This is a genomic window from Scytonema sp. NUACC21 (assembly GCF_054684315.1).
Map to the genome: position 1 here is coordinate 163,733 of NZ_BAAFZH010000100.1, position 24,342 is coordinate 188,074.

The 24,342-nt window shown below is 42.4% G+C and carries 16 protein-coding genes and 1 pseudogene; 3 read left to right on the plus strand and 14 right to left on the minus strand.

The window, feature by feature from the left end; all coding sequences use genetic code 11:
* Nucleotides 1–8: 8 nt before the first annotated feature.
* From ACYRY3_RS32325 to ACYRY3_RS32360, 8 genes are all read right to left on the minus strand, one after another.
* On the minus strand, nt 9–2,642 hold the full coding sequence (locus tag ACYRY3_RS32325; protein WP_460205752.1) for a CHAT domain-containing protein: 2,634 nt from the start codon (nt 2,640–2,642) through the stop codon (nt 9–11).
* Nucleotides 2,643–2,907: 265 nt separating this feature from the next.
* Nucleotides 2,908–4,938, minus strand: coding sequence for a ShlB/FhaC/HecB family hemolysin secretion/activation protein (locus ACYRY3_RS32330; protein WP_460205753.1), 2,031 nt, complete (start codon nt 4,936–4,938; stop codon nt 2,908–2,910).
* Nucleotides 4,928–7,495 (minus strand): two-partner secretion domain-containing protein, encoded by a 2,568-nt coding sequence (locus ACYRY3_RS32335; protein ID WP_460205754.1) that lies wholly within the window; start codon nt 7,493–7,495, stop codon nt 4,928–4,930. Before ACYRY3_RS32335 ends, ACYRY3_RS32330 begins: the two co-directional genes overlap by 11 nt.
* A gap of 149 nt (nt 7,496–7,644) precedes the next feature.
* A complete protein-coding gene (locus ACYRY3_RS32340; RefSeq protein ID WP_460205755.1) occupies nt 7,645–8,709 on the minus strand; it encodes a calcium-binding protein in 1,065 nt (354 codons plus the stop codon).
* Nucleotides 8,710–8,963: 254 nt separating this feature from the next.
* Nucleotides 8,964–9,092 carry a hypothetical protein gene (locus tag ACYRY3_RS32345; protein ID WP_460205756.1) on the minus strand — a complete coding sequence of 43 codons (129 nt, stop codon included), beginning with the start codon at nt 9,090–9,092 and terminating at the stop codon, nt 8,964–8,966.
* 41 nt (nt 9,093–9,133) lie between these two features.
* Nucleotides 9,134–9,487 carry a HepT-like ribonuclease domain-containing protein gene (locus tag ACYRY3_RS32350; protein WP_460205757.1) on the minus strand — a complete coding sequence of 118 codons (354 nt, stop codon included), beginning with the start codon at nt 9,485–9,487 and terminating at the stop codon, nt 9,134–9,136.
* Nucleotides 9,471–9,788, minus strand: coding sequence for a nucleotidyltransferase family protein (locus tag ACYRY3_RS32355; RefSeq protein ID WP_460205758.1), 318 nt, complete (start codon nt 9,786–9,788; stop codon nt 9,471–9,473). The genes ACYRY3_RS32350 and ACYRY3_RS32355 overlap by 17 nt, the downstream gene beginning before the upstream one ends.
* Before the next feature lie 135 nt (nt 9,789–9,923).
* Nucleotides 9,924–10,724, minus strand: a complete 801-nt coding sequence (locus tag ACYRY3_RS32360; RefSeq protein WP_460205759.1) for a calcium-binding protein — start codon at nt 10,722–10,724, stop codon at nt 9,924–9,926.
* Between the two features lie 351 nt (nt 10,725–11,075).
* On the opposite strand from ACYRY3_RS32360, the gene ACYRY3_RS32365 reads away from it, so the two are divergent.
* Nucleotides 11,076–12,818 carry a response regulator gene (locus ACYRY3_RS32365; protein WP_460205760.1) on the plus strand — a complete coding sequence of 581 codons (1,743 nt, stop codon included), beginning with the start codon at nt 11,076–11,078 and terminating at the stop codon, nt 12,816–12,818.
* A 28-nt stretch (nt 12,819–12,846) separates the two neighbouring features.
* Here the strand turns inward: ACYRY3_RS32365 and ACYRY3_RS32370 are convergent, their stop codons facing one another.
* Nucleotides 12,847–13,260 carry a hypothetical protein gene (locus tag ACYRY3_RS32370; RefSeq protein ID WP_460205761.1) on the minus strand — a complete coding sequence of 138 codons (414 nt, stop codon included), beginning with the start codon at nt 13,258–13,260 and terminating at the stop codon, nt 12,847–12,849.
* Between the two features lie 372 nt (nt 13,261–13,632).
* Between ACYRY3_RS32370 and ACYRY3_RS32375 the strand changes: the two genes are divergently transcribed.
* Nucleotides 13,633–13,851, plus strand: coding sequence for a hypothetical protein (locus ACYRY3_RS32375; protein WP_460205762.1), 219 nt, complete (start codon nt 13,633–13,635; stop codon nt 13,849–13,851).
* Between the two features lie 52 nt (nt 13,852–13,903).
* Here the strand turns inward: ACYRY3_RS32375 and ACYRY3_RS32380 are convergent, their stop codons facing one another.
* The 4 genes from ACYRY3_RS32380 to ACYRY3_RS32395 all read right to left on the minus strand — a co-directional run bounded on the left by ACYRY3_RS32380 (nt 13,904) and on the right by ACYRY3_RS32395 (nt 22,173).
* On the minus strand, nt 13,904–15,796 hold the full coding sequence (locus tag ACYRY3_RS32380; RefSeq protein ID WP_460205763.1) for a putative bifunctional diguanylate cyclase/phosphodiesterase: 1,893 nt from the start codon (nt 15,794–15,796) through the stop codon (nt 13,904–13,906).
* Nucleotides 15,797–16,541: 745 nt separating this feature from the next.
* Entirely contained in the window at nt 16,542–19,124 is a 2,583-nt protein-coding gene (locus ACYRY3_RS32385; RefSeq protein ID WP_460205764.1) for a DNA translocase FtsK, read from the minus strand.
* 26 nt (nt 19,125–19,150) lie between these two features.
* The gene (locus tag ACYRY3_RS32390) at nt 19,151–21,256 is read right to left on the minus strand and encodes an ATP-binding protein (RefSeq protein ID WP_460205765.1); all 2,106 of its coding nucleotides are present in this window, start codon (nt 21,254–21,256) and stop codon (nt 19,151–19,153) included.
* Nucleotides 21,257–21,321: 65 nt separating this feature from the next.
* Nucleotides 21,322–22,173, minus strand: coding sequence for a transcription factor RcaD (locus ACYRY3_RS32395; protein ID WP_460205766.1), 852 nt, complete (start codon nt 22,171–22,173; stop codon nt 21,322–21,324).
* Nucleotides 22,174–22,539: 366 nt separating this feature from the next.
* On the opposite strand from ACYRY3_RS32395, the pseudogene ACYRY3_RS32400 reads away from it, so the two are divergent.
* Nucleotides 22,540–23,580: pseudogene (locus ACYRY3_RS32400) on the plus strand (AAA family ATPase); the annotation flags it as partial.
* On the opposite strand, the gene ACYRY3_RS32405 reads toward ACYRY3_RS32400, so the two are convergent.
* Nucleotides 23,465–24,025, minus strand: a complete 561-nt coding sequence (locus ACYRY3_RS32405; RefSeq protein WP_460205767.1) for a Uma2 family endonuclease — start codon at nt 24,023–24,025, stop codon at nt 23,465–23,467. The pseudogene ACYRY3_RS32400 and the gene ACYRY3_RS32405 sit on opposite strands and share 116 nt — an antisense overlap.
* Nucleotides 24,026–24,342 lie beyond the last annotated feature (317 nt).

The window sequence follows — 24,342 nt, forward strand, 5'->3', positions numbered from 1 at the left end:
ATGACTATTTACAGCCAATTTCCAATTAAAACATAAGCAGACCAAAAGCTGGGTGAGTTAAAGTTAGGATGCTTTAACAGTTGTAACTGAGCACGGCGCAGAGCTTCGGCTTTTGTGATGTTAGGGTTTTTCAGTTCTCGATAAAAAGCACCAACAAACTGCGCGGTTGATTCATCATCAATTTGCCATAGAGAAGCTACTGTACTGCGTGCTCCTGCTTTGATCGCAGCCCCAGCCAGACCGAGGGTTGCGCGGTTGTCTCCCGCTGCTGTTTGGCAGGCGCTCAAAACAAGTAGTTGTACTGGCTGGGGTCTATTCTCGTCCCCGCTGCGGAGGATACTGCCGAATTGGGAGACATTAATTGGACCGTCAGAAGCTAGAATATAGGTTTTATCAGCACGAGAACTAAACTCACCATGAGTGGCTAGATGCACAATGCTGAATGGAGCATTACTGACTTTGTTTTCCAAAGCCTTACTAGTAAACTCTCGATCTAGCAGACTAGTTGTGGGTACACCAGCCTGGGAAATTAGGTTTAATTCTGTTTTGATGGCAGGCAAGGGTGAAAAGCGGGGAGAATATTCTGGTGGTGGTTCAGTTAACCCTGCTGTCAAGGCATTAAGCGGCTGTCGCCCCAGTGGTTTGGGCTCAAAAAGTTGCAAACCCACGCTTAAGGCAACGGCGTATTTCTCGACTAAGTATTGTCTACCATTGTAAAGAGTTGTTGGTGGTATATTTCGCAACGCTCCATCTAGAACAAACACTAGGGTATTTACCCCGCTTGTTTGCAAATCTGACTCGATTGGTTGTACTAACCAATTGTAAACCTGTTGTGACTGTGTTTTGAATGCTTTGATAGCTGATGGTCTGACCAAATTTTGCCGCAACTGACTTAATATTTTTTCGACTTCTGTTCGGGCAATTTTGGTGCCAAATAACCGTAGGGGTTGTTTGGGAATCTTAACAATAACTTGAAGTTCGTTTTCAAGAATAATTGGGTAAAGAATAGCCGCAGTCGGGTTATCTTGGTCTACCACTTTGTCGATCGGCACTCTCTGACCTTGTAAACAAGCTTCTCGAAAGAAGTTATCGAGTTCTGCCAACTGCAATGCTTCTATTCGCTGGCGTGCTTTCTCTAAAGTTTTCTCATCGGGCTGACTTTGTTGAGATTGCAACAGTAATTCTACTGATTGTCGGTAGACAGGTTCTACACTATCTCGAAAGGTAAATTGCACGTCTTGGTTGACTGCTACAAGATCGCTGCGAAGTGATTGTAGGGTTTCAACGGCTGCATCATATGCTGCCATCGCTCCTTTAATATCTCCTTGTGCTTTCTGTAACCTTCCTAACTGCCACTGCCATCGATAAGCAATCTCTGGTGCATTGCTGCTCTGCGCTAAAAATAGTGCCTGCTGGGTCAGGTTTTGCGCGTCTGACCATTGCTTGGTTTGTTCGTACAAACCCCCCAAACTCCCTAGTGCATAGGCTTCCGCTCGTTTGTCACCCAAACTGCGGGCTTCTTGGACGGCAGTGGCAAGTATCTTCGACGGGGGGATCGCTTGCTGGGGGCGAGTGAGGGAACCTGTCCCCTTTTCCATTGCTCCTCTTTGCCAATTTCCTAATTTCCCGAGGCTTTGAGCAAAATTAATCCGGGCGTAAATGGCAGAACGACTGGGAGGAAGTTGGTCGAGTTGGGATTGAATCAAGGGGATTAAATTTTGGGCTTGTGTTGTTTGTCGGTCTTCTATAAGAAGGTCTAAATAGTTAAGCTGTGCCTGAAGTTTTGTCAATGGTGTTGGAGATGCTTTAACTGTTTTTTCGTAAAAGTCAATTGCCTGTTGCTTTTGCAGTTGGGCACGGGCATTGTTTCCCAAGCTAAAAAAACTGGCGCTAATTTCTTTTGGTGATTCTATGCGTTGGGCAATTGCCAAACTTTGCTCTAGGACAACACGCGATCGATCCAAGTCGCCCACCAGTTGGAGAACATCACCAAGCGATCGCAAACTGACTGTTTTTTCTAAAGAATCTGGTTGAGATTGCAATGTTTGGTTGACTTGCAAAAGTATTGCTTCTGCACGGCGGTAAAATCCTTGGGTTCGCAGTGCCTGTGCTTGGTTGATGCGCGATCGCACAATACCACTTTTGTCATTTGTCTTGCTGTAAACTTTTTCTGCATCTTGCCAAGTTGCCAAAGCTTGCTCTAATTGTCCTGTCACTAATTGCAGGCGACCTTGGATATCTAGGGTTTGAGCTAGAATTGGTAAATTTTGGATTTTGGATTTTGGATTTTGGCTGACTGTATTTTCCGAATCTTGCTGCGTGTAACCAAGGATATCTAAACTACTAGCGATCGCTTGTTTTGCCTCATTCCATGCACCTAGTTGTTGGTAAGCGAGGGAAAGATTGCTTAAAGTAGCCGCACGACCGATCGCATCCCCTTCCTGCTGGTACTGTTGTGCTGCTTGCTGCAAGACTTGAACTGCTTCTGAATAGCGCCCGCCATCGTATAGTATTTTCCCCTGTTGCAGTAAGGCAATGGGAGAGGAGAGGGGGGGTTTTGCGAGGACAGGGAAACTAAAAATACACAGTAAAGCAGTTACAATAGCCAGAAGAGAATAACGAATTAAATTTAATTGTTTCATATAAAACTCCCACTTGAGTTTTGAAATAAACGTAGGGGAGCCGCCCTCGTGGGCGGATTTCCCCCATTGAGAGGAGTGGCGTTAGATAATACCGCACAAAAACTCGAGCCGGTGGGCAATGCCTGGAAGAGAAAAACGAGTAAATTTTAATTTTTTCATAAGATTTTTTTAAGAAAAAGGGAATCGCTCAGTCAAAGGGTTTATTGAATTGGAGAGGTAGGGAGAAAGGGAAAGTAATAACTAATGACTAATGACGAATAACCGATTAAAAGGGATTGGCAACGATAGAAAAGTACAAACCGTTTTCCTGCCAAGTGTCTTTATCCCCAGAAATGGAAATCAACGGGATACCCCAGTCTATGCGTGCAGTCAGGCGGTCTTCTATTTGTAAGCGTAACCCAAATCCCACAGATGCGAGGGTGCTTTCTTCGAGTTCGGCATCAGGGCTGGATCTACCAGAACGGTTCCAGACAGTTCCAACATCGAAGAAGGGAGTGACCTGAAGAAAGCTACCGCGTTGGGAGAAGCGAACAATAGGAATTCGCACCTCAGCTGAGGCAAAGAAGCCATTATCCGTAAGCAGAGCATCTTGACGGTAGCCTCTAACACTCTCAAATCCACCCAAGCCAAATTGTTCAAACGGTACAAGGGGACGATCCGCAACTTGCAAATCCCCTCGCAGTAGAAAAAGGGTATCGGGTGCTAACAGTCTTACCCACTGTGCTTGTCCTCTCCATGCATAGAAAGTATTGGAATCGAAAGCATCCAGTCCAAAACTGAACTGAGATCGCACGGCAAAAACTTGCTGGCTGCTACGCTGCGTCCACTCTTGGAAAAAACGTAAGGCGGTTACTTTAGTTTCTCCCTCTTCATTTGCACCAAACGCTGGAAAGGGAATTTCCCCTTGATTGTCCGGATTTAGGGTAGCTTCACTTTCTCGGCGAGTTGCTGTTAGACCAAGTGCAAATTCCCGAGTTGGGGTTTGTATCAGAGGTTGGCGTAGTGTCAGTTCGTAGTAGCGAGAGTTGGATTGGATATCCAGAAAATCGAATGGTTCTTCAATGACATTACTATCAGAAATTCCAAAGTTAAATGAAACAGTTCCATTACGAGGATTGAAAGGAATGGAGTAGCCAAAGTCAAAGGCATTGCTACCATCGGTATTGGTATAGATAGCGCTAATGCTATCGCCGAAACCAAAAAGATTGGCTTCGCTAACCTGAATTTGACGGCGGAAACTACCAACAGCGGGCGAACGTCCATTATCCAGAGCTAACTGAAGGTTAAAAGTATCTGCCTCCTTAACCCGCACTTCTAACAAACTTACTCCCGGACGGGAACCTGCGGATAGTTCTGCTGACAAGTTTTCAATTAAGGGATTGAGTTGCAACAGTTGCAGTGCTTGGAGGAGGCGATCGCGATTGAGGGGTTTTTTTGTCGCTATGGCGATTCGGCTTCGCACATAACCCGGTTTCAGTCTGCGGTTGCCTGTAATTTTGATGTCTTCTAATTCACCTTCTACCACACGTATTTCTACGGTGCCACTTTGAAGCTTTTGCGGTGGAATGTATGCCCCTGAGGTTATATAACCTTTTCTTACATATAACTCAGTCACTGCCGCACGTGCTTGAAATAACTCCGCCAGTGTTATGGGACGATTGGTATACTCTTTCAGAAGTTCGGCAAACTCTTTTTCACTAAAAACCGTACTGCCCGTGATTTGAAATTTTTGAACAGTGATAGTTTGGGGAACGTCTTCAGGTGGGGTTTTTTCTGGTGTTGTCGGTGATGTTGGAGGTGGTAGTAACTCCTCAGGCGGCGGTAGGCGGAAAGGAGGTTCTGGTTCTGGTTCTGGTGTAGGCGGTTCTGGTAAAGGCGGAGTCGTAGGCGGTTCAATTTGTCCTGGGGAGATACCAGGTTGCTGTGGTGTAGGGGGAGTTTGGGCAACAATCTTCCCCAGCCTATCTTGGAAAGGGGGGAAGGGGGCTTCTGTGGTTAAAAGGGATACCTCAGTTTCGCTCCCCCCGACTTCTTCCCGTGAAGGAAAGAACACAGCCTCCCGAACCACGGGAAGCCACCCATCTCCAAAGGAGATAGCCAGTGGCTTGTGTTGCGGGGATCTCACTACGTCTGTAAATAATAGATCGGAGGCTTTGCCAATTTGATTTTGTACTTGGGTTTTACTAGAAACCTGCGCTTTCACTGGTTGTACAGGCAGGGCGCAGATGATTGCCACTGAACTTAAGCAACAGGAGTACTGGTAGATGCTTAATCTTTGGCGAGATTTACGGAGCATGGCAAGATGAGCGTGATAAGAGGACAGAAGAATTCATGGTATGTGCTTGAGCAACAAGAATGACATCACCGTTTTTATCGACAATCCATCCCTGCGCTTCGACAATTTTATGGGAATCAGGGTTTTTAGGGAAAGGATTGTGGCGATTATTGCTTGTTTGTAACGATTCAGTTGCTCTGGCGCGATTTTCCATTGCTGGATCGAGAGCAATCCAATTCGCGATCGTTGCTTCTTCTGTCAGTGGTTCTGTGGGACTGGGCGCTACTCCTCCGCGTCCAGTTACGGTAAAGGAACTGCGTGCTTGTCTGTTTCCTGGGGTGCAGCCGGTAGCAATTTGTTGAGATGCATCAACTAAGCTGACGGGTAGGGGAACTAAGTCAAGGGGTTCTGTATCGGGTGTGTTAACACTTGTGTCACCGTTGAAAGTTGGGTTTGTTTGGGAAATGGCGGTGATATCATTTGTTGACAGCAAATTGGGGTTAATTTCGCTGGGGTTATTGGGTTTAAGCAGTCTGACCAAATCTTGGCGATTACGCTGCACCATTCCATAGATACCCGCAGCTGTTATGTTAATTTTTCCCCCACTTCCACGATAGGCATTGGCGGTAATGTCGCTATTTTCACCAGGGACAGCAACAATAAAGCCATTTTTTGCATTGATATTGATATTGCCACCATCGCCTTGTTGTTCAGCCGTCCCCGCACTACTAGAGATTTGGCTGCCCCGACGTAGAATGAGTAAATCTTGCACTTGCAAGTCAATATCGCCTCCCGTGCCAGATGCAGTTTCTGCTACCAGCCTGCCCCCATTATCCAAGCTGATGGTTTCTGCCTGAATTGTCAGATTACCCGTACCTTGAGCTTCACCGTTGGGATTGATACTTCCCACAGCTATCGCCGCCCCATCCCGAACACGCAATGCTCTGGTTTCAATATTTATATCTCCACCTTTACCTGTAGCTTCTGGAACACCCGCCGTAACTCCCGTAATTCCTCCTGAGGCAGCAAATAAGGAGGAGGGGAATAATCCCTCTGCATCTGTGCCAATTACTTCAATTAAGTCTGAAGCTTTCACAGTTAAGTTTCCCGCATCTCCCGTGCCACGGGTGGCAGTTTGCAGGATTCCTCCATTGCGAAGAGTAATGCGATCGGCTGTTATGGTTAGATTGCCTCCGTTGCCACTAGAGTTAAATTCCGTGCTTGTATATAAGCCACTACTTACAGGTAAACCCTGTATACCTCTGTAAAGTTTGCCATCACCTGTAAGGGCGCTGCCAGTAATTTCTACCTGTGAAGTTTCAACCTTCATTGAACCAGCATTTCCAAAGCCCAAGGTACCTGTACTAATCTGTGCTCCGTCTACAATCTTCAAATTGTTGGTTTTGATTGTGAGACTACCCCCATTTCCTTGTGCTGTCTGTTCAACTTCTGTAAGCAATCCACTTGGGAACCACACTCCATCAATAATGACACCACCACTCGCCTCTATAGAGTCAGAAGCAGCAACAGTTATGTTTCCAGTATCTCCCTCAAAACGAGTTTTGCTTCCTATTTGTCCCCCATTCGTAGTCATTAGTTGGTTGGTTTCAATTTTAATATCTGCTGCTTTTCCAAAACCCTCTGAATTTGAAGTGACTTGAGATAATTCATCTATTTTTAGCTGTGAAGCTCGAATCCAGATTTCTCCTCCTTTCTCATCTCCAAAGGTGCGAGATCCGATAGTTGACTCACCTGTGAGTGTGACCTGTTCACCTTGGATCTCGATACTACCGCCCCCCAGTCCGCCAATAATACTAAACTGAGAAAACTCAATATCTTTAAAATTTTGTACTCCTTCGTAATCTACAGTCCAACCATTGTCTTTTGGAACCAAGCTGACTAAACCATCACTTCCGACACTCCCTAACTCAATTCGTCCACTTTGTACTGTCATAAGTCCTTCAACAAAGGTGACGGAACCTCCTATTAAAGCCAAAGTTTTACTGGGGGAAACTTGCAAACCACCAAAGAATGGCTCGCCACTTTCCTCATCTATAATGGGGTTCCCTGTGCTGAAGTCTATTAAAGGTGCGATTGACTCGTTCCAAATTTCTCCCGGTTCTTGCCCAAATTGTAAGCCTATAGGAACACTTACTGTTAGCAGAGGTAAACTTTGAGGCTGGACTGCACTAAAGTAAGTACCATCGGCAAACTTAACGCTATCGGCGGTGGTAGCTATAAATGAGCCGCCAATTTTAAGTGAAGCATTTCTTCCAAAAATAATTCCATTCGGGTTAATGAGGAACAGATTAGCTGTTCCATTGGCGCGGATTAACCCATCAATCTCAGAGACCCCCTTACCTGTAACACGGCTGATAATGTTTTCTATAGTTGGGGCGTTGTTGAAATATGCAATGTCACCTCTTGGGACAGAAAATTCTTGGAAGCTGTGGAATAGATTAGAACCGACTTGTGTACCCTCTGTGATAACGATAGTGTTACTGTCACGTATCACCGCAGAAGGATTGGATAAGGTAGCATCTGGAGAAATCTGGGCTTGAGTTTGGCTAGCAGTCAATAAATAACAGAAGATAAGGCTGCTGTTAAGGGAGAATATTCTAAAAAGGTGCTGAAAAAACATTTCATTATTAGACAAGAAGTTCTAAAGTAAGTAATAACTAAAATATGTGCGGTAGATATTGTCCACCGCACAAAATCTAGTTAAACTTAGGCAAGGATAATGTCTAAAGAAGGAACAAAAGTCAGGTTGGGCTGGAGAGATGCAAATTGTATGCTATTGAATGATAAAGCACCTGTGCTACTGTCATAGGTAAATTGGTTAGTTGAAGTCGCTCCAAATCCTGTTTGAGAAATTTGAATTTTATCGCTTTGTGAGTAGTTAAAATCTGTGATGAGATCGATTCCTTGAGATAAAGAATTGAAGACAAAGGTATCACCACCTGTCCCACCTGTTAAAATGTCATTCCCAAGCCCACCAATCAAGGTGTCATTCCCATCGTCACCTTGCAGAATGTCATGACCCGCTTCACCATAAATACTATCGTTTCCAGAACCACCTATTAAGGTGTCGTTACCATTCCAACCGAACAGATTATCATCAGCATCACCACCATCAAGGAAATCATTACCTTCTCCTCCGTCAAGCGTGTCATTGTCCGCTTCACCGTACAGTTTATCGTCTCCAGACAGCCCATAGAGAAAATCGCGTTCATTTCCACCCAATAGGGTGTCATTACCTCCATAACCGTACAGACTATCAGATCCTTCTAGCCCTAAGAGAATGTCGTTACCATCATAACCGTAGATAGCATCACCTTTTTCTGTACCAAAGAGTTGATCTGGGCTAGCAGTACCTTTAATTGGGGAAAGGTTATAATCTGTGCCTGGATCGTTATCCTCAATGATGATGGTAACAGCTTTAATGTTGCTGTTAGATTGAAGAGAAATCTGTTGAACAACACTACCCCCTAGATTTTTAGCCTCTTCTTCAGTAAAGACATAGACTTCTTTGTCAAATCCTATTGTAGTGTTGGGATCGTTAATTGTTAGAACAACAGTATTATTACCATCATGCCTACCGCCTGAACCACTAAAGTCCCTATCATCCAAGATATTGATAGAAACACTCTGTGTTGTTTCATCAATTTTTATTGTGTTAAAGTTAGCATCATAGGGTGTTTCCCATCCACCAATGTCAAGTTTGAAATCTTCAAAACCTCCGTTAGAGTGTTGCCCCCTGCATCTGTTGCTGCTCCAATCTATGTATGGCATACTTTTGTCCTTTGACGATAGATGTTGATTACAAAGCTAGTTGTTTTTAAGCAATTGATTTAGCGTTTATAGCGCTCGAAAAATCAATTTTGCATATTTTAGAAAGGTTTATTCTCATGCTATAAAAACAAACCCTATCTAAAATGCAATACAACCAAAGCTCAATTAGAGCTTCCCATCAAAGCCTGTTACAGTCATACTTTTTCAAACCGACATTAACTTGTCTAGTTGAAGGGCAGAAGTTATGCGAGGATTTACAAAACTTTATATTCTTCCTGAATTCCTTGCCAAACTGGAGTTTTTACGACAAGTCCTAATAAAACAACTTTTCTGTCTTCAAGGATTTTGTCAGGAGCGAGCATCACTACTTGTATCAGAAGCATGCACCCCTTTCTATTAACAAGGGAACGCTTCTCGTGGACGCTCACAAATCATCAACCTCATTGGATGAAAGAATTTCGTGTAACTTAGCGATTAGCGGTGGCAAATCGCGAGTTACGATATCCCAAATAATGTCAAGGTTGACATCAAAGTAGGCATGGCTAAGTCGATCTCGCGTTCCGGCAATTTGTCGCCAAGGAATTTCCGGTACGCTGTCTTTTGTTAACTGGGAAACGTTTTTGGCTGCTTCGCCCAAAATCTCAATTAGTCGCACAATCGCTAGTGCCAGCATAGCGTCCGTGTCCAAGTCAGCGCGACTACGTCCTTGAGTGAATACAATTGCCTGACTTGCCGCATCCAGCATATGCCGCAGACGTACCTCATCCGTTTTTGACATACTGCACTTGGGCTTCTGCTAGTACCCGCTCTCGGATGTAACGGCTGAGATCTTGAGGGGTGTTAAGGTCAACTCTTCGCCCTAAAAGCTGAGAGAGTTCATCCTGGATATCAATGAACGCAAAGCCAGGAGTGCAGCCCGGTTCAAACTCAACTAAAATGTCAATGTCGCTGTCAGGGCGGAAGTCATTCCGCAGGATGGAACCAAAAAAGGAAAGTTTACGGATATGATGACGTTGGCAAAGTTCGGCAATTCGATCGCTGGGGATTTCAATAGGTAATTGGGAAATTATTGCTGTCATCTTGGTTCTAGCTTATTAGAGGGTATTAGGGCTAAGCTTATTCTAATCACTCAGCATGGTCTTCGTTATGTGACTGTTAACTGATTATGCTATGCTTTTGGTTCAAAGTTTGCCACCAACAACTAAGGGCAAGCATTAAGACCAATTGACATCTAGATTGAGATAGAAGCTAGTTGTATCTTGCACAACACCAATCAAGTCACTACCGTAATAGATGGCGGTATCCAATGCAGAGGTACCGCCCCAATTGAGAGTTTTATCCAATGTATAATTGCTTTCAGTACCGCCAAGACGAACTTTATCGTTCTCCCAGTAATGAAAGTCAGTGATGGTTGCATATCCAGAACCTAGATAATCAATTTCTGCACCAAAGTAACCATTGTAACCAAGCCCAAAGGTATCAGCGCCAGTACCACCTGTAAGGACATCATACTCATAGGAACCACCGCCATAACCTACAAGATAGTCATCCCCTGCATCACCAGACAAGGTGTCACTGCCACGTCCCCCATAAAGCCAGTCGTTACCATCATTACCGTAAAGAGTATCATTACCAACAACTGGGTTGAGGCTACTATCAGCTATCTCATCACCGAACAGGACATCATTACCTGTCCCTCCATAGAGCCAATCATCACCAGCGCCTCCAACTAGGGAATCATCCCCTTCTTCTCCCCAGATACCGTCATTCCCACTTTCACCGTATAACGAGTCATTACCTCTGCGACCTAAAATTGTGTCGTTACCGTTGCCGCCGTATACAGTATCGTTGTCGGATAAATAGTCGTTGTAACCATCTACAATGTCTCCAGCGTCAATAATATCATCTCCTCCATAGCCATAAATGGTATCGTTGCCTGCGTAACCGAAAATGGAAATATCAGAAGAGCCAGTACCGTACAGAGTATTATTTCCAGAATCGCCGTAGATAGCCATTGCGGTTCCCCTCAAGATTGTATGTCAAGTGTTTAAAGTTTGAATGTCGCAGTGTATTGCGAGCTTCTGTAGAGATATCTGCGGGAAATGAGGGAGTTATGCCAAGCTTTACAAAACTTAATCATAAAATAGCTAGCAAAAGAGAAAACACGAAAGTTTTGCAAACAGCTAAGTACCAATAGTGTAAATTCATCAGATACAACTGTTTAGGGAAGGGATGCTAAATGTCCTTGCTTCTTGGGAAGCACCGTGCTTTGTTTATTTTTAAAACTTTGCTCGATGAAAAATAGGATAAACATCACTTTTCATTTATAAAAACCACTAAAAATCACAGAGAAGACGGTTTTGCCAATGCGAATCTTACTTATTGAAGATGATGAAGTTTTAATGAATATTTTGTTGCAGTCCCTCACCAAACAACTTTATGTGGTGTGTGCAGCAGAGGATGGACAAATTGCTTGGGAGTACGCCGTCAACGTCAACTACGATCTCATCCTGATGGATGTAGAACTGCCAAAGCTAGACGGCATCACCTTGTGTCAGAAACTGCGTTCCAATGGTTGTTTGACACCAATTTTGTTGATGACTGCAAAAGACGCAAGTAGCGATCGCATTCGCGGGCTGGACGCAGGGGCAGACGATTATCTCATCAAACCATTGGATCTAGAAGAACTCCAAGCGAGGGTACGGGCGCTATTACGTCGGGGAGAAGTTCCCCATACCCCAGTGCTATATGTGGGTACACTACGACTCGATCCGAGCAGTTGTCAGGTGACCTATGGAGGAAAAGAACTAGTACTGACACCCAAAGAATACAGCTTACTAGAACTTTTTATGCGAAATCCTTCGCGAGTGTTCAGCCGGGGAAACATCATTGAGCATCTTTGGACGTTTGAAGATCCGCCACAGGAAGAAAGTGTCAAATCCCATATCAAAGGCTTGCGACAAAAACTGAAAGCAGCTGGGGCTGTGGATTGGATCGAAAACGTCTATGGTGTGGGGTATCGGTTGAATCCGCAGGTTGTGAGTGAGGGAGTCAGGGAGACAAAGGAGGTTGCTGTCTCATCTGCCTCATCTCCTTCCCTCGAACAGGAGTTTAATCAGGCGATGGGCGGTTTGTGGAATCAGTATCAAGGACTGATGATGCAGCGGATGAAAGTTTTGCAAAAAGCAGCAGCAGCAATTGCAGATAATACACTGACAGCTGAGTTACGCCAGTCAGCCCAACAGCAAGCCCATAAACTAGCAGGTGTTTTGGGAATGTTTGAGCTAGAAACTGGGACTCAACTGGCAAGGACAGTTGAACAACTCTTAGCTGAAAATGACGACTTACTCGCATCCCAAAAACACGAACTGCGATCGCTTATCCAGCAGTTAACAAATTTACTTAACCGCATAGAACTGTGTCAGGCTGTGCGTACTGACCCCAATTGCCAAGGATTACCAATTTTATTTTTGACTGCTCATCGAGAATTGGAAACCGTGCAACAGGTATTTGCTGCGGGGGCAGATGATTATGTGGTCAAACCTGTCGTTGGTGCAGAACTGCTGGCAAGAATCACCAATCGCCTGGAACGCATTCGCCTGCTTCAGTCTTTTTCTAGCAAAGACCCACTCACTGGACTGGCAAATCAGCCTCAGTCTAGCCGTGATTTGCATAACCTGATTGACCAAGCACGAATCAATGGTCAGCCTGCAAGTCTAGTGTTACTCGCGGTGACAGAGTTACGTCAAATTAATACTCAGTACGGTCATGAATCTGGCAACCAAGTGTTACAACGGTGGAGTCGTCATTTGCAATCAGCATTTCGAGGTGGCGAGGTAATGGGTTACTGGGGTAATGGAGAATTTGTGGTGGGGATATCTGGAATGACTAAGGCGGAAGTGAAGGATCGTCTCTCTGATATTTTGACGGCTCTCCGACAGCAAATATTTATCGCGCCGGAGGGAACTCGATATCAGACTCTCTGTAGTTTTGCGGTAGTAGAGTATCCTAATGATGGATTAACGATACAATCGCTCTACCAAGCAGCTAGTTTGCTTTTGGCACAAAAAATGACTAGCTCAACATTGCAGCACCAGTGGAGTCCCTAATGAGCACCGTTCCATATCCGGACTTGCTTCAATACCAACCACATTCTGTTGTTGTGTATGGCAGAACCGTGTTGGGAACAACTTGTTTCTGACCGCTAAATTCTCTCCCATAATAACCATCATCAAAACCACGACCAAATTCACCACCAGCAGTACGGGGTTTGTACTCATTGCCTTTTCTAGCACTTTGTTGCCCTTGGCGGTAGCCATCAGAGTAAGCCTGAGGATGATAACCAGGGTCTTCATCAACATGCCATTGAGTCACCGGATAGCAGTAGCTTATTCGCTGTCTATAGAAGGGATACCGATAGTAGCGATGTCTGTGTCTGTATGCAGGATAGTGATGGTGACGTCGTTGATTAGCCTGAATCGGCTGATTGTTTAGTAAAAATCCAGTGGTAGTAGCTAAAACTAGTAGGCTGGAAATAATAATTTTTTTCATGTTGACCTCCATTAGAAACCCCGTGCGGGGAGAGGGGAGGAAGTAGTACGCGTTCAATAACCCCCAGTATTTTTAAGATAACGCTTAGACTTTGGGAACAACATCACCTGAGAGGATGGCTAGTACACAAAGGATGAAGTATGAAGGCATTTGGATGAAAGTAACAAAAGGTTATAATGGAAGGTTTTATAATGATATTTCTGCTGATGTGTACTAGTTGAGCGATCTGCCCTCTGGGCAGGAGCGAAGCTATCGCTGAAATCCTTCTAAGGTCAAGGTATTTATCTGATTGGGTTTAACACTTGTGGCAGTGTGCTCGATATAACAAATAAGTCTAGGCTTAGAAGATATTTAAGTTTTGAGGAAATAGTTATGCCAGGTGGTCATGCTAGTCATAAAGGAAGTTCTGCTAAACCTAATGTCAACGCAAACGGTCAGGTTAATTTACCTGCATCCGATACTTCATTAGAGCCTGAAGATGTTTTGGAGGAAGGTCTTCTAAGAACTGAAACGACCAGAACTGACGAATTTGTTGATTATCCTCCTGCTCTTGAGCGCCCCAGTAATACACCTAACAAAGACGAAGAGTAGATATTATACCATTTCACGTAGCAATTGTGTAAAGACGCGCCAAGGCGCGTCTCTACTTGTGATGTTTTCTCAGCAATAGAGTTGTTTCTTCTGTGTTCAAGGGCTTGGAGAATAAATAGCCCTGTGCCCGATCGCATTGCAATAATCTGAGTTGTTCCAACTGCTTCACAGTCTCTACACCTTCAGCTATCACACTCATACCTAAATTGTGAGCTAAGGTAGTAATGGCTCGAACAATCACTAATTGGTCGTTATCGCTATCAATTCGATTTACAAAAGAGCGATCGACCTTCAAAATATCAATGGGAAAACGGTGCAAGTAAGCTAGGGATGAGTAACCCGTGCCAAAGTCATCAATGCATAATTGAATTCCAAAAGCTTTCAATCGCTTAAGAATGGTGGCAGCAGATTCAGGGTTTGCCATCAGCGTGCTTTCGGTGATTTCTAGCTTCAAGCTGCTGGGATTCAGGTTAGTCTCTTGTAGAGTTTGGCAAATTGTCTCCACTAAATTGGCTTGAGAAAACTGTCTGCTAGAAAAGTTGACGCTAATGGTTAAGGGATCGAGATCGGAAAACTCTAACTGCCACTGCCGCAACTGTTGGCAAGATTCACGAAGTACCCATTGACCAAGGGGAATGAGCAGCCCAGTTTCTTCTGCAATTGGAATAAACTCGGATGGGGAAATTGGACCTCGTTCTGGGTGGTGCCAGCGAACTAGTGCTTCAAAACCCGTAATTCTTTCTGTTTCAACTGATACGATAGGTTGGTAATGTACACTTAGCTCTTGCCGCTCAATTGCCCACCGCAGGTCAGTTTCTAACTGCAACAGTGCCACTGCCTGTTTGTACATAGTTGTGTCAAACACCATATGCCAAGCTTTACCCTGGGCTTTGGCTCGGTAAAGAGCAGTATCGGCATCGCGTAGCAAATCCGCAGGTTGATGATACTCAGTTGTCCCCAAGGCAATACCAATGCTGGCAGTTGTGAATACTTCATATCCACTCAAGTTAAAGGGTAACTTTAATAATTGATGGATGTTTTCTGCTATACGGGTGGCATCATCAATAGTCTGAATGTGAGAAAGTAAAATCGTGAATTCATCTCCACCCAAGCGAGCAACGGTATCGTTTGGCTGTAGGCAGTGTTGCAAACGATGGGCAAATGCAACCAGGAGTCGATCGCCAACTAAGTGACCCAGACTATCGTTGACAACCTTAAAACGATCGAGGTCTAGAAAAAGAACGGCAAACAGCGCATCTGGCTCCTGTTTTAACTGTGCGATCGCCTGCCCTAGTTTGTCTATAAAAAAAGCTCGGTTGGGTAGCCCGGTGAGAGGGTCGTAAAAAGCATGATGGACTAATTTTTCCTCCCTCTCCTGTAACGCTTCAAGAGCCCGTTGACGCTGGGTTACATCAGTTTGGACACCAATAAAGTGAGTTAAGTACCCCTTGGCATTGAACACGGGAGCGACATAAAGCTCGTTCCAGAACAAGGTGCCGTCTTTGCGGTAATTTCTTAAGGTAATGTGGCAGTCTTTTTGTTCCTGAATAGCGGTGCGTAGTTCATGAAGACTGGGCTGGTTAGGCTCAGATCCCTGTAAAAAACGACAGTTGCGTCCAATGACTTCACTGGCAGAGTAACCTGTCATTGCCTCAAAGGCTGGATTGACGTAAATGATTGGGTTATCTGGTAAATTGGCATCCGTTAAAACAATGCCATTGCTGCTGGCGGCAAGAGCACGCTCCATTAGGTGTAAGCGTGATTCCGATAGCCCGCGTTTGATGGCGATCGCCTTCTTCTCCTTGCGCCTAGGGGAAGACTCCTCAATAAGCGGAACCAACTTTTCATTGGTCTTGTTCAGTAGATGCTGATTTCTGTACACGTAACGACGAGTCAAAATCATTGCCAGAGTTTTATAAATTGGAAAGGGAATCCAGCCAAACATCCGACCTGTTTGGCAAGCTTAAACCAGTAACTTGTGGGTACTCGTATAAGTAGGTGTCATTGTGTCATTTGTAAGGCTTCTAGCCACTTTTACAATTCAAAACGTGTAATCGCTCTTATTCCCGTCTAAGTACTGATGACGACAACAGAAAGGCAATTGTTTGCTAAAAATATGTATAAATAAGAATTGTTTTCATAAATTTACTCAGTGTATTTTCAGAGAACTAATGTTTTTACATTTGTTGAAGACCTATAGAAACAGCACAGTTGTTCTAAATTGGCTGTTTCGGAAAGGCTTGCGTTTAGTGCTGATTCTCCTATTTATTTCTTAAGGTATTATTAAATTTACTTCTTTAGGAGGATTAGTGTTAACTTTTTTACAAAAACTTCACATCTACACAGCATTTCTTCACTATTGTATAAGTAGCTACTCTCATCTCAGTTTTTTTCTAGGAAATGGGCATGAGAAAATGACAGCACAACGCCCCCTAGCGCCCTGACCCTAATCCCCATTGCCTTTGAGGAAATTTACCCCCCTTACAGCAATTTTCAAGTGAATGAACCACAGCATTTTCTTGTGGAACGGGCGTCCCCGCCCGTTCGTATCAGCGCGGGCAAGGATGGCAACCCCACTCCATGTGGTCTATTAATCTGAAAACTGCTGTAATCCCCCCTTATCAAGGAAGGAAACCAGAAATCGAATTCCCTCCCCTTTACAAGGGGAGGGTTAGGGTGGGGTAAATAAGCTATTTCATTATCCGAATATCAGTTGCCAGTAAACTTTGCAAGCGTTGTAATTGAGAACTGAGGTAGTAGAGCAAATCCCCTTTGCCTAGCAAGCGAGCTGCATCTGTTTGTTTACCTCCCAAGATAATTGCTGAATCAGCTTCACTAGCAGTTCGCAGTGCAACCCGTCCCGGTAAATTTGAACGGATAATTGGTGTGACAACCCCTGCTTCCGGGCGTTGAGTGGAAATAATGAGATGAATTCCTGCTGCTCTAGCCATTGCACCCAGCCGTTTAATGCTTTGTTCTAATGCTGTGCGCGATTCTTTTTCTGCCATAAAGTCAGCGTATTCATCAAAAATGCAGACAATCCGGGGTAAAGGCTGACGAGAACGCTGATTGTAATTTGTCAAATCAGCGCACCCTGCTTTTTCAAATCGTTGGTAGCGCGACTCCATTTCTGCCACGAGTTCATTCATCAGTTCGATAGCACGTTCGCTATCTTTAACAACTGGTGAATACAACCACTGCATTTCCTCAAACTCTGGAAAGGTAACTCTTTTGGGATCGACAAGAGCAATTTGCAGGTGTTGTGGGGAATGACGAAGGATTAGACTAAGAAGGAGACTTCGCAAAAATTCGCTTTTACCACTTCCAGTTGTACCCCCAACCAAGAAGTGACAAGTATTGGGGTCAGACAAATCAGCTTCTATGAGTTGCCCCTCCAAATTAACCCCAATCGCAATTTTCACAGGTGCTGAGGCAGGTAAAGTTTGCGTTTTTACGTAATCATCAAATTTAGCCGTTTCCCTATCGGGTCGAGGCAAGTCAACACTTACATATCCAGCTTGAGGGGAAATCAGAGGCGGATTTGCTAACTCTAACTGAACCTGCAAATCGGCTGATAGTTTTAGCAAAGCGTTAACCTTAACACCAGGATGTGGTTTGAGTTTCACGCGAATAAAAGCTGGACCAACAGCAGCCCCTTGATAATCTACCCCAATGCCAAAAGATTGCAAGCTAGCCACTAACTTGACACCCATATCATCAGCATTGGTTTTGCGTTGCTCATTCTGCTGACTTGTTGTTTTTTGTGTCTGTTTATTTGATGATTCGTCTGCTTCCAATTCTTCTACAAAGAAACTTTGACACTTCTGCTGTTGCGGACAGATATCGCACAGCTGAGGTTGAGTGGTTGGTGGTGGGAAATTAGGTAATGGTGGTTTCCAAGCCAGCCATTGCCGCATTTGTTGTAATTTATAAGGAATCAGCTGATGTACTGTATTTTCTAGTTGCTCCCAGGAATACCGATACTCTATAAACTCTGGTAAAACACAGTAAACTGCTGAATCAACTGCTACTTTTTTCCTTTGCCAAAGCATATAACTATAAAGGGCAACCTGGGCTAATTGCGCTGATGGATCGGCGGGCTGATATGTTTTGAACTCTATGACACACAGGCACTGCTTTTCAACATTGAAGACCAAGCAATCAAATTTCCCCGTTACCCGTTGCCGTGTTTTATCTGGGAGATTAAAATAATGCTCAAGATAGCGTTCTTCAGAAACAAAGGTGTTACGAATGACTGTTTCTGTAGTACAATATTGCCGATTGGTTACAAGCAATTCTGCAAAGCGTCTAATAAGCCCTTGTAATCCCTGCCATACTTTGAGCAAGGCTTGTACTTGGCTACCATCCTTTTTAGCTGTTTCTTGTAGGTAAGAGTAAAATTTTTTTTCATAGAAGAGTTGTTGCATATTAGAAGCAACTTCCTCAATCTGCAACTGACTTGCATCCGGTTTCAATAAATCTTTAACCCGAGGTTCAGAAGTCATCAAACTCACAAAATCATCAGCTAACTGATGAAATGTGTTGCCAATGCCAACACCACTATCAGGTGATAAAAATAAGGTATTACCTCCAAAATGCTGATTCAAATAAAACAGGCGCGGACATTCAAAGGCAACTCTTATATTAGTAGCAGTGAAAGATTGACTTTTAGATTGTCCTGTAGACGTCTTCGAGCCATTAGACGGCATATCAATAATCTTATTTACACCATAGGAGTTAGATATTTCTAATAAGCGACGATGCACAGCTGCCAGATAGACTGTATCCATCGCAGCATAATGTAATTGCTTTTGGCTGAGGGGACGCTTTCCCCAGTCACTACCCTGTTCTTCTTTATCTACATCAGAGAAGTAGCAGAGTTCTACTGCTAGGGTTTTCAATTGTAAGTTGGTTACTTGCAAAACTTCTCGTGTAATTTTTCTAGCAAGCTTGAGGGTGCAAGTCACATTCTGTGCTAGTTGTCCTCCCAGATACTTTAAATCAAAGTTAGCGTTGTGGAAGACCTTTTCTATTTGAGGATTCACCATGACTTGATTTACAAAATATGCTGCTAGATCGGGTTTATCCAGTACATCGATAATGTAAGCCGATTCACCCGTCAAATCTGTCGATTCCGCTAGCACTTGAATTAAGGATAATCTCGGCTTGGATGTATTCCAATCAGCAATTTCTGTATCTAACCAAAGTGTTTTAGCTGAGGTGAATTTGGTAATTTTCGCTTGGATTTCGTGAGTGTCTGTAAGATATTGCATTTGCTGATTAAAAAAAATACACGAAGTCAACTAGTGACTAAGCAAATTAATTGATCTTGGACTTTAGCTTTAGGGTTGATGATTTGAACCTTTTGCTCTTGACATAGTTGTTGAATTAACTGGTGAATGTTTAATTGTTCGAGAGCAAGAAATTTCTTTTCAGTCTGAGCAATTAAAGTTGATACTCCCATGTAACCTTGTACTTTTACTAAACTAAATAAAAATTCTTTAACTACTTGCAAATCATGTTTCTCGTTATCATTAACTTTGTAATTATCTGGAATAATAACAATACCTAAATCTTGCAATAGAGTACACCTATGTAAAATATTAGACTTTCGGATTAAATCTTCCAGTTCTTGTACAGAAATGGTTTTACCCTTAACTACTAAATCATAGCCAAGAGCAGAATTTACTAAGCTCTCATATGTTGCTAAGTAATGAACAGAAGATAGTGTTGGTTTAAGATGACGATGATTTGTCAATGTAAATATTTGTCGATAGAGTTTATTTCCTGCAAGTGTTGGGTTACCTACACTTCCAATCCTAATTAAGTACATAGTTTGGCATAGATTCTGCTGAATTGCTCGTTGGCAAACATTCATTACATTGAAAAAAACATTCATATTTGAATCTTCTGTCCAAACGATACCCACTCGTTTCCGCGTTTTAGAGTGTTGATAACTCAAAGAATCACTAGCATGCCTTCCATTTAACAGTTTAGGTCTAATTTCCTGTACTTGTAATGCCTCCATAGTTGTTTGTAACATTTTAATGAGGTCTGTTGCAGCTACAAAAGATATTTTGCTAATTTTTGCCTGGACGTTATTATACTCATCTTGCCATATTAATTTTAATTCCGCTATTTTGTCATCAATTTCTTCTTGCGTAATTTTAGTTTCCTCGTCTTCTATCTGTATTTGCTTAGTAGTTAGTTTTTTATCATTAATTTCCGTTTCCTGTATTTTCACAGATTTTATTGTTAGTTTTATGCTATCTTTATATCTTTGATATTCCTGGCGTCCTAGTAATATTGCATTTCTAGGAATAGTTTTACCGCCAGGAAATTTTTGCTCTAACAAATTTCGAGTCAACGGAAAGATTGGAGAATTAGGCTTAGGATCGGCTTCTTCATGTAGTGATTTTAGGTGATAAACCCAAAGTGCTTCCACTTGTTCTAGCGAAATACGTTTTAACTGAATTAAGCGATGAATTCCAGCTTTATCAGCCTGTAGGATACGGTCGCCATGTCGCTTCCATGTATTTGTAACGACGCTAATTATCGCCAAAAAATTCTTTAGGCATTCACCGTGAATAGTGGTGTTTACATTGAAAAAAGGCTGTATATCAAGAAACCCGTCTGGTAACTGGGGCATACTATCTAAATTGTCAAAGCATAGAACAATTGGTTGAGTTTCTGTAGCAATCTTGCCAAAGTTAGCCAAAATATTTTTAGCTGCATCTTCTGTATCAATACATTGTCTAACTTTTAATGCTTGCATAGACTCTTCACTTAAATTATCTCCTCGCAACCACTCGCAAGCTGAAGGATACAGTTCTGGATCGGTCAGACCATGCAGTACTCCAAAAAAAATATCGGGATTATAGATACGTGCTTGCTTATAGGTATCCTTGAGGTGTGTAATAAACTTTTGCCGATCGCTTTGTAATAATTGCCAAATACTATCGTTAACAATTCTCTGTTTAAGATTGCGCTTAGTAAAGGCAGATAAACTTTTGAGCCACAATATTAACTGTGATTCTTGCTGCCCCTCTGGAATTTGGATTAAGCTATCAACGGTATAGCGCAAAATATGACGCCAGATATGACCGCTATCAGCCCAGTTGCAGAGAATATAAACAAAAAAGGCTTTGGGGTTAAGGGTACGTTTAAGCCGACCTAGTAAATAACTTTTGCCAGAACCAGAGTCACCCGCAAGCAGTACAGTCCGACTTCGATGATCTTTAGCTACTAGTTCAAGCAACCCTTCAATTTCAGCTATTGCCTCTTGATGAATAGAGTTAACTGTAACAGTTGACCCTTGCTTCTCTTCCCAGAAGTTAGAAGCTTTCAAATTTATAAGATCAAAAGGGTTAACCTCACGTCTGATAATATCGTCAATCAATGTCATATATAAACTCCGATAAAACTTGGAAAATAATTTCCAAGTCAAAAAATAAAGACTTTAATCAAGTGCTAATTAACAGTTATGAAGAACAGAGAACCACCAATATCTTGTGGAATTCCGGCATCAATTTGTTCTGATGTATAAGCGTTAGCTTCTTGCAAGGAACTTAACTCAATTTGGTCGTGTTCTTCCAAACGATACAGTGCCTTATCTAATTCATCTCGTGATAGCGGGGGTTGTAATTTTTGCCGTAAATGGAAGATGGGCAAATAATTATCAGTACCGAGTTCCCGATCCAACTTCTGGATAGTTCGTAAGATTTCCTCGTCAGTGACATTAATAATGGTTACAAGCGCTGCTTCTTCGTTGGTAGATACTGGTGTATTTACTGATTCCGGCTTACCGTGTAAAAATTTACGTATAAACCGCAGGTAATGATTCAGTAAATCCAAGCTGATGGTCGCGGCTCCCTTGGGGCTGTAATCTTCCCGCAAATACTCAATTCCGCGTTCGGTTAGCCATACCTCAGCTTTAGCCTTTTTTATTTTGCTTTCAATTTCAATCAGCCCCTTCTCATGAAAGCGTTGCAAGATTGCGTCTCGCTCTTCTGACTTCAGAGATTTGACACTGATTTTGCTGGGTGTGATTTTTCCAGAAGCCTTGCCTATGCTTTTCAGTACCTTTAATTCATTAGATGTCAATGGTAACGCATCTGTCTCGGTTGTGAGGAGGGCAGCACCAGGGGGTAGGATTTTAACAGACGCAATTTCACGGGAAAAATCTACTAATTCGCGATCGCCTAAACTTTGACAAATTTTATCCTTACCTTTGAAAGAGTTAAACGCATTAGCACTCAGACTTGAGCGGTAATTGGGAAATCCCAATAACTTCAGTAGGAACTTTAACTCATTGGTATCCATAGGAATCTTCTTCCCTGTATTTGAATCAGCACTACTCTAGCTTAAGAAGCAATAATTTACACCCTACCTTGACTCATATCTTGCGCCACTCAAATCTTGTACTTCGTCACCCTGTGTAAGGGTGGGGTACAGGAATAAAAGGAATGCAACCCCCATGAGTAGATAGTAATTCACGCTTCATGGGCTTAGCTTGTTCAGGCTAAAAACAGTTATCTACAGGAACTATCTTTTACATAAATCAAATTTAGTAAAAAATTATACGCTTTTTTTAAGCATAATTTCCGTGTTAGAAAAAGACAAGTACAGTCATAATGAATCAAATATCAAGTTTAAATAATGATTATACTTTTTGAGAGGTAAAATAGATTGGCTTTTAATCCCGAGCTTTGCCGTAACGAAAGCGAAGTTGAAAGCAAGCTCATAGTTCAGTATCTGTTACCACAGCTTGGGTATACTCCGGACACCTGGCATCAAGAAGTCGCTGTTGGCAGTATTCGTTTGGACTTTTTAGCCTTTGCTGCACAAGTTATCCCCTTTGTCTTAGATGCTAATTCTCCCTTAAGTGTTGTGATGGAAGCAAAGCACCCCAAGGAGAACCTAAATCATCATGTTCCGCGACTTAGGCATTATTTAACAATGTTAAATGCGCCATATGGACTATTAACTAATGGCAAAGAAATCAGAATTTATCATCAAATTGAAAACTCTATTGAATTAATATTTCAGTGTTTTGGCAAAGACATTAATACTAAGATAAACCAAATCCAAGATTTAATTGGCAGAGATAGCTTAAAAGCAAAACATTTTCCAGAGAAAATAGACAATACAACTCCTCAAAGTAATCAAATACAAATATCTAATCTAAATTTTGCATCTAAGAGGCAAGATACAATGAAAACAATTGCTATTTATCATAATAAAGGTGGTGTAGGTAAAACTACCGTTGCAGTCAACTTGGCAGCTACCTTTAGAAAAAGAGGTAAAAGAGTTCTTTTGGTGGATATAGATTCTCAAGCAAATTCTACTTTTGCCACAGGATTAATTAAATTTCAATTTGAAGAAGATGACGATTTGAGAGAACAAAATGTTTATCATTTGTTAGAAACAGGAGATTTTAATTTTATCCCAGATATTGTTCGTAAATCTCAGTATTTCAACAATCCAGAAATAGACGTTATTCCTTCACATATTACTTTAATTGAAAAGCAAGACAAACTAAATAAAATACTTGCTAGTAGGAGTAGATTAGTTACTAAATTAAAACGAGTGGAAGAAAATTACGATATTGTAATTATTGATACTCCACCGTCAAGAGATTTATATGCTGAAGTCGCATTGATTGCTGCTGATTATCTGATAATTCCTTCTGATTTAAAACCATTTGCAAACCAAGGTTTACCAACTGTACTTGATTGCGACGATACACTTTGAGTTTTTCATGCAAATCATAGGAAGCACTAGAAGCAGCAATTTCTACAATTAATTCTGGCGCACCTTCAACATAATCATCCCGATCGAGGCTTGATTGTCCGTCTGTTTCAATCCTTAATAAAGCATCCGGTTGTGGTTCGTTATCAGCATCAAGGCGAACAGTTGTGTTATCGAGGGCTTCCACTCCTAGGGTAGCTGCTTCATAAGTGCCTAACCAAGTCATAATGCGAGCATGGGGTTTGCCGTGTTGTTTTGCTCTTGCAGGGGAAGCCACGTAAACAACTCCTTCAATTAATTCGGCTTTTTTCAGATTCGCCATAGCATGGTAACGCCGTTCAAACTCAATACGGGTGAGGTTGTCCCCATTTTCTAAGGGCGGAATTGTTAAAAGAGGAAATTTTTTTTTAGCAGATATTGTCATTTTTTTCATTTTGTGAATTACCGATATTCCCCATTTTAGCAAGAGTTAAAGGTTGAGAGATTTTATTTGGAGCTAAATTCCAGCAAATAAAGTCGCAAGTGTCCACGTTGAAAAAAGTCCCTTCTATTGACTTGATAGTAAGTGTTGGGATGTCAAGCTGAAATTCTTCAACCCTGAGTCAAAAATTCCAATTATTCATGCTTGAGGTAATAATAAATTAGGATTTGTCAACAATGTATCTCAGGAAGACATAACTACTTCCAACTTAACTTCAACAGAATCAATCACCCCTCAAACCTCGCCAGAAAAAAGGGATG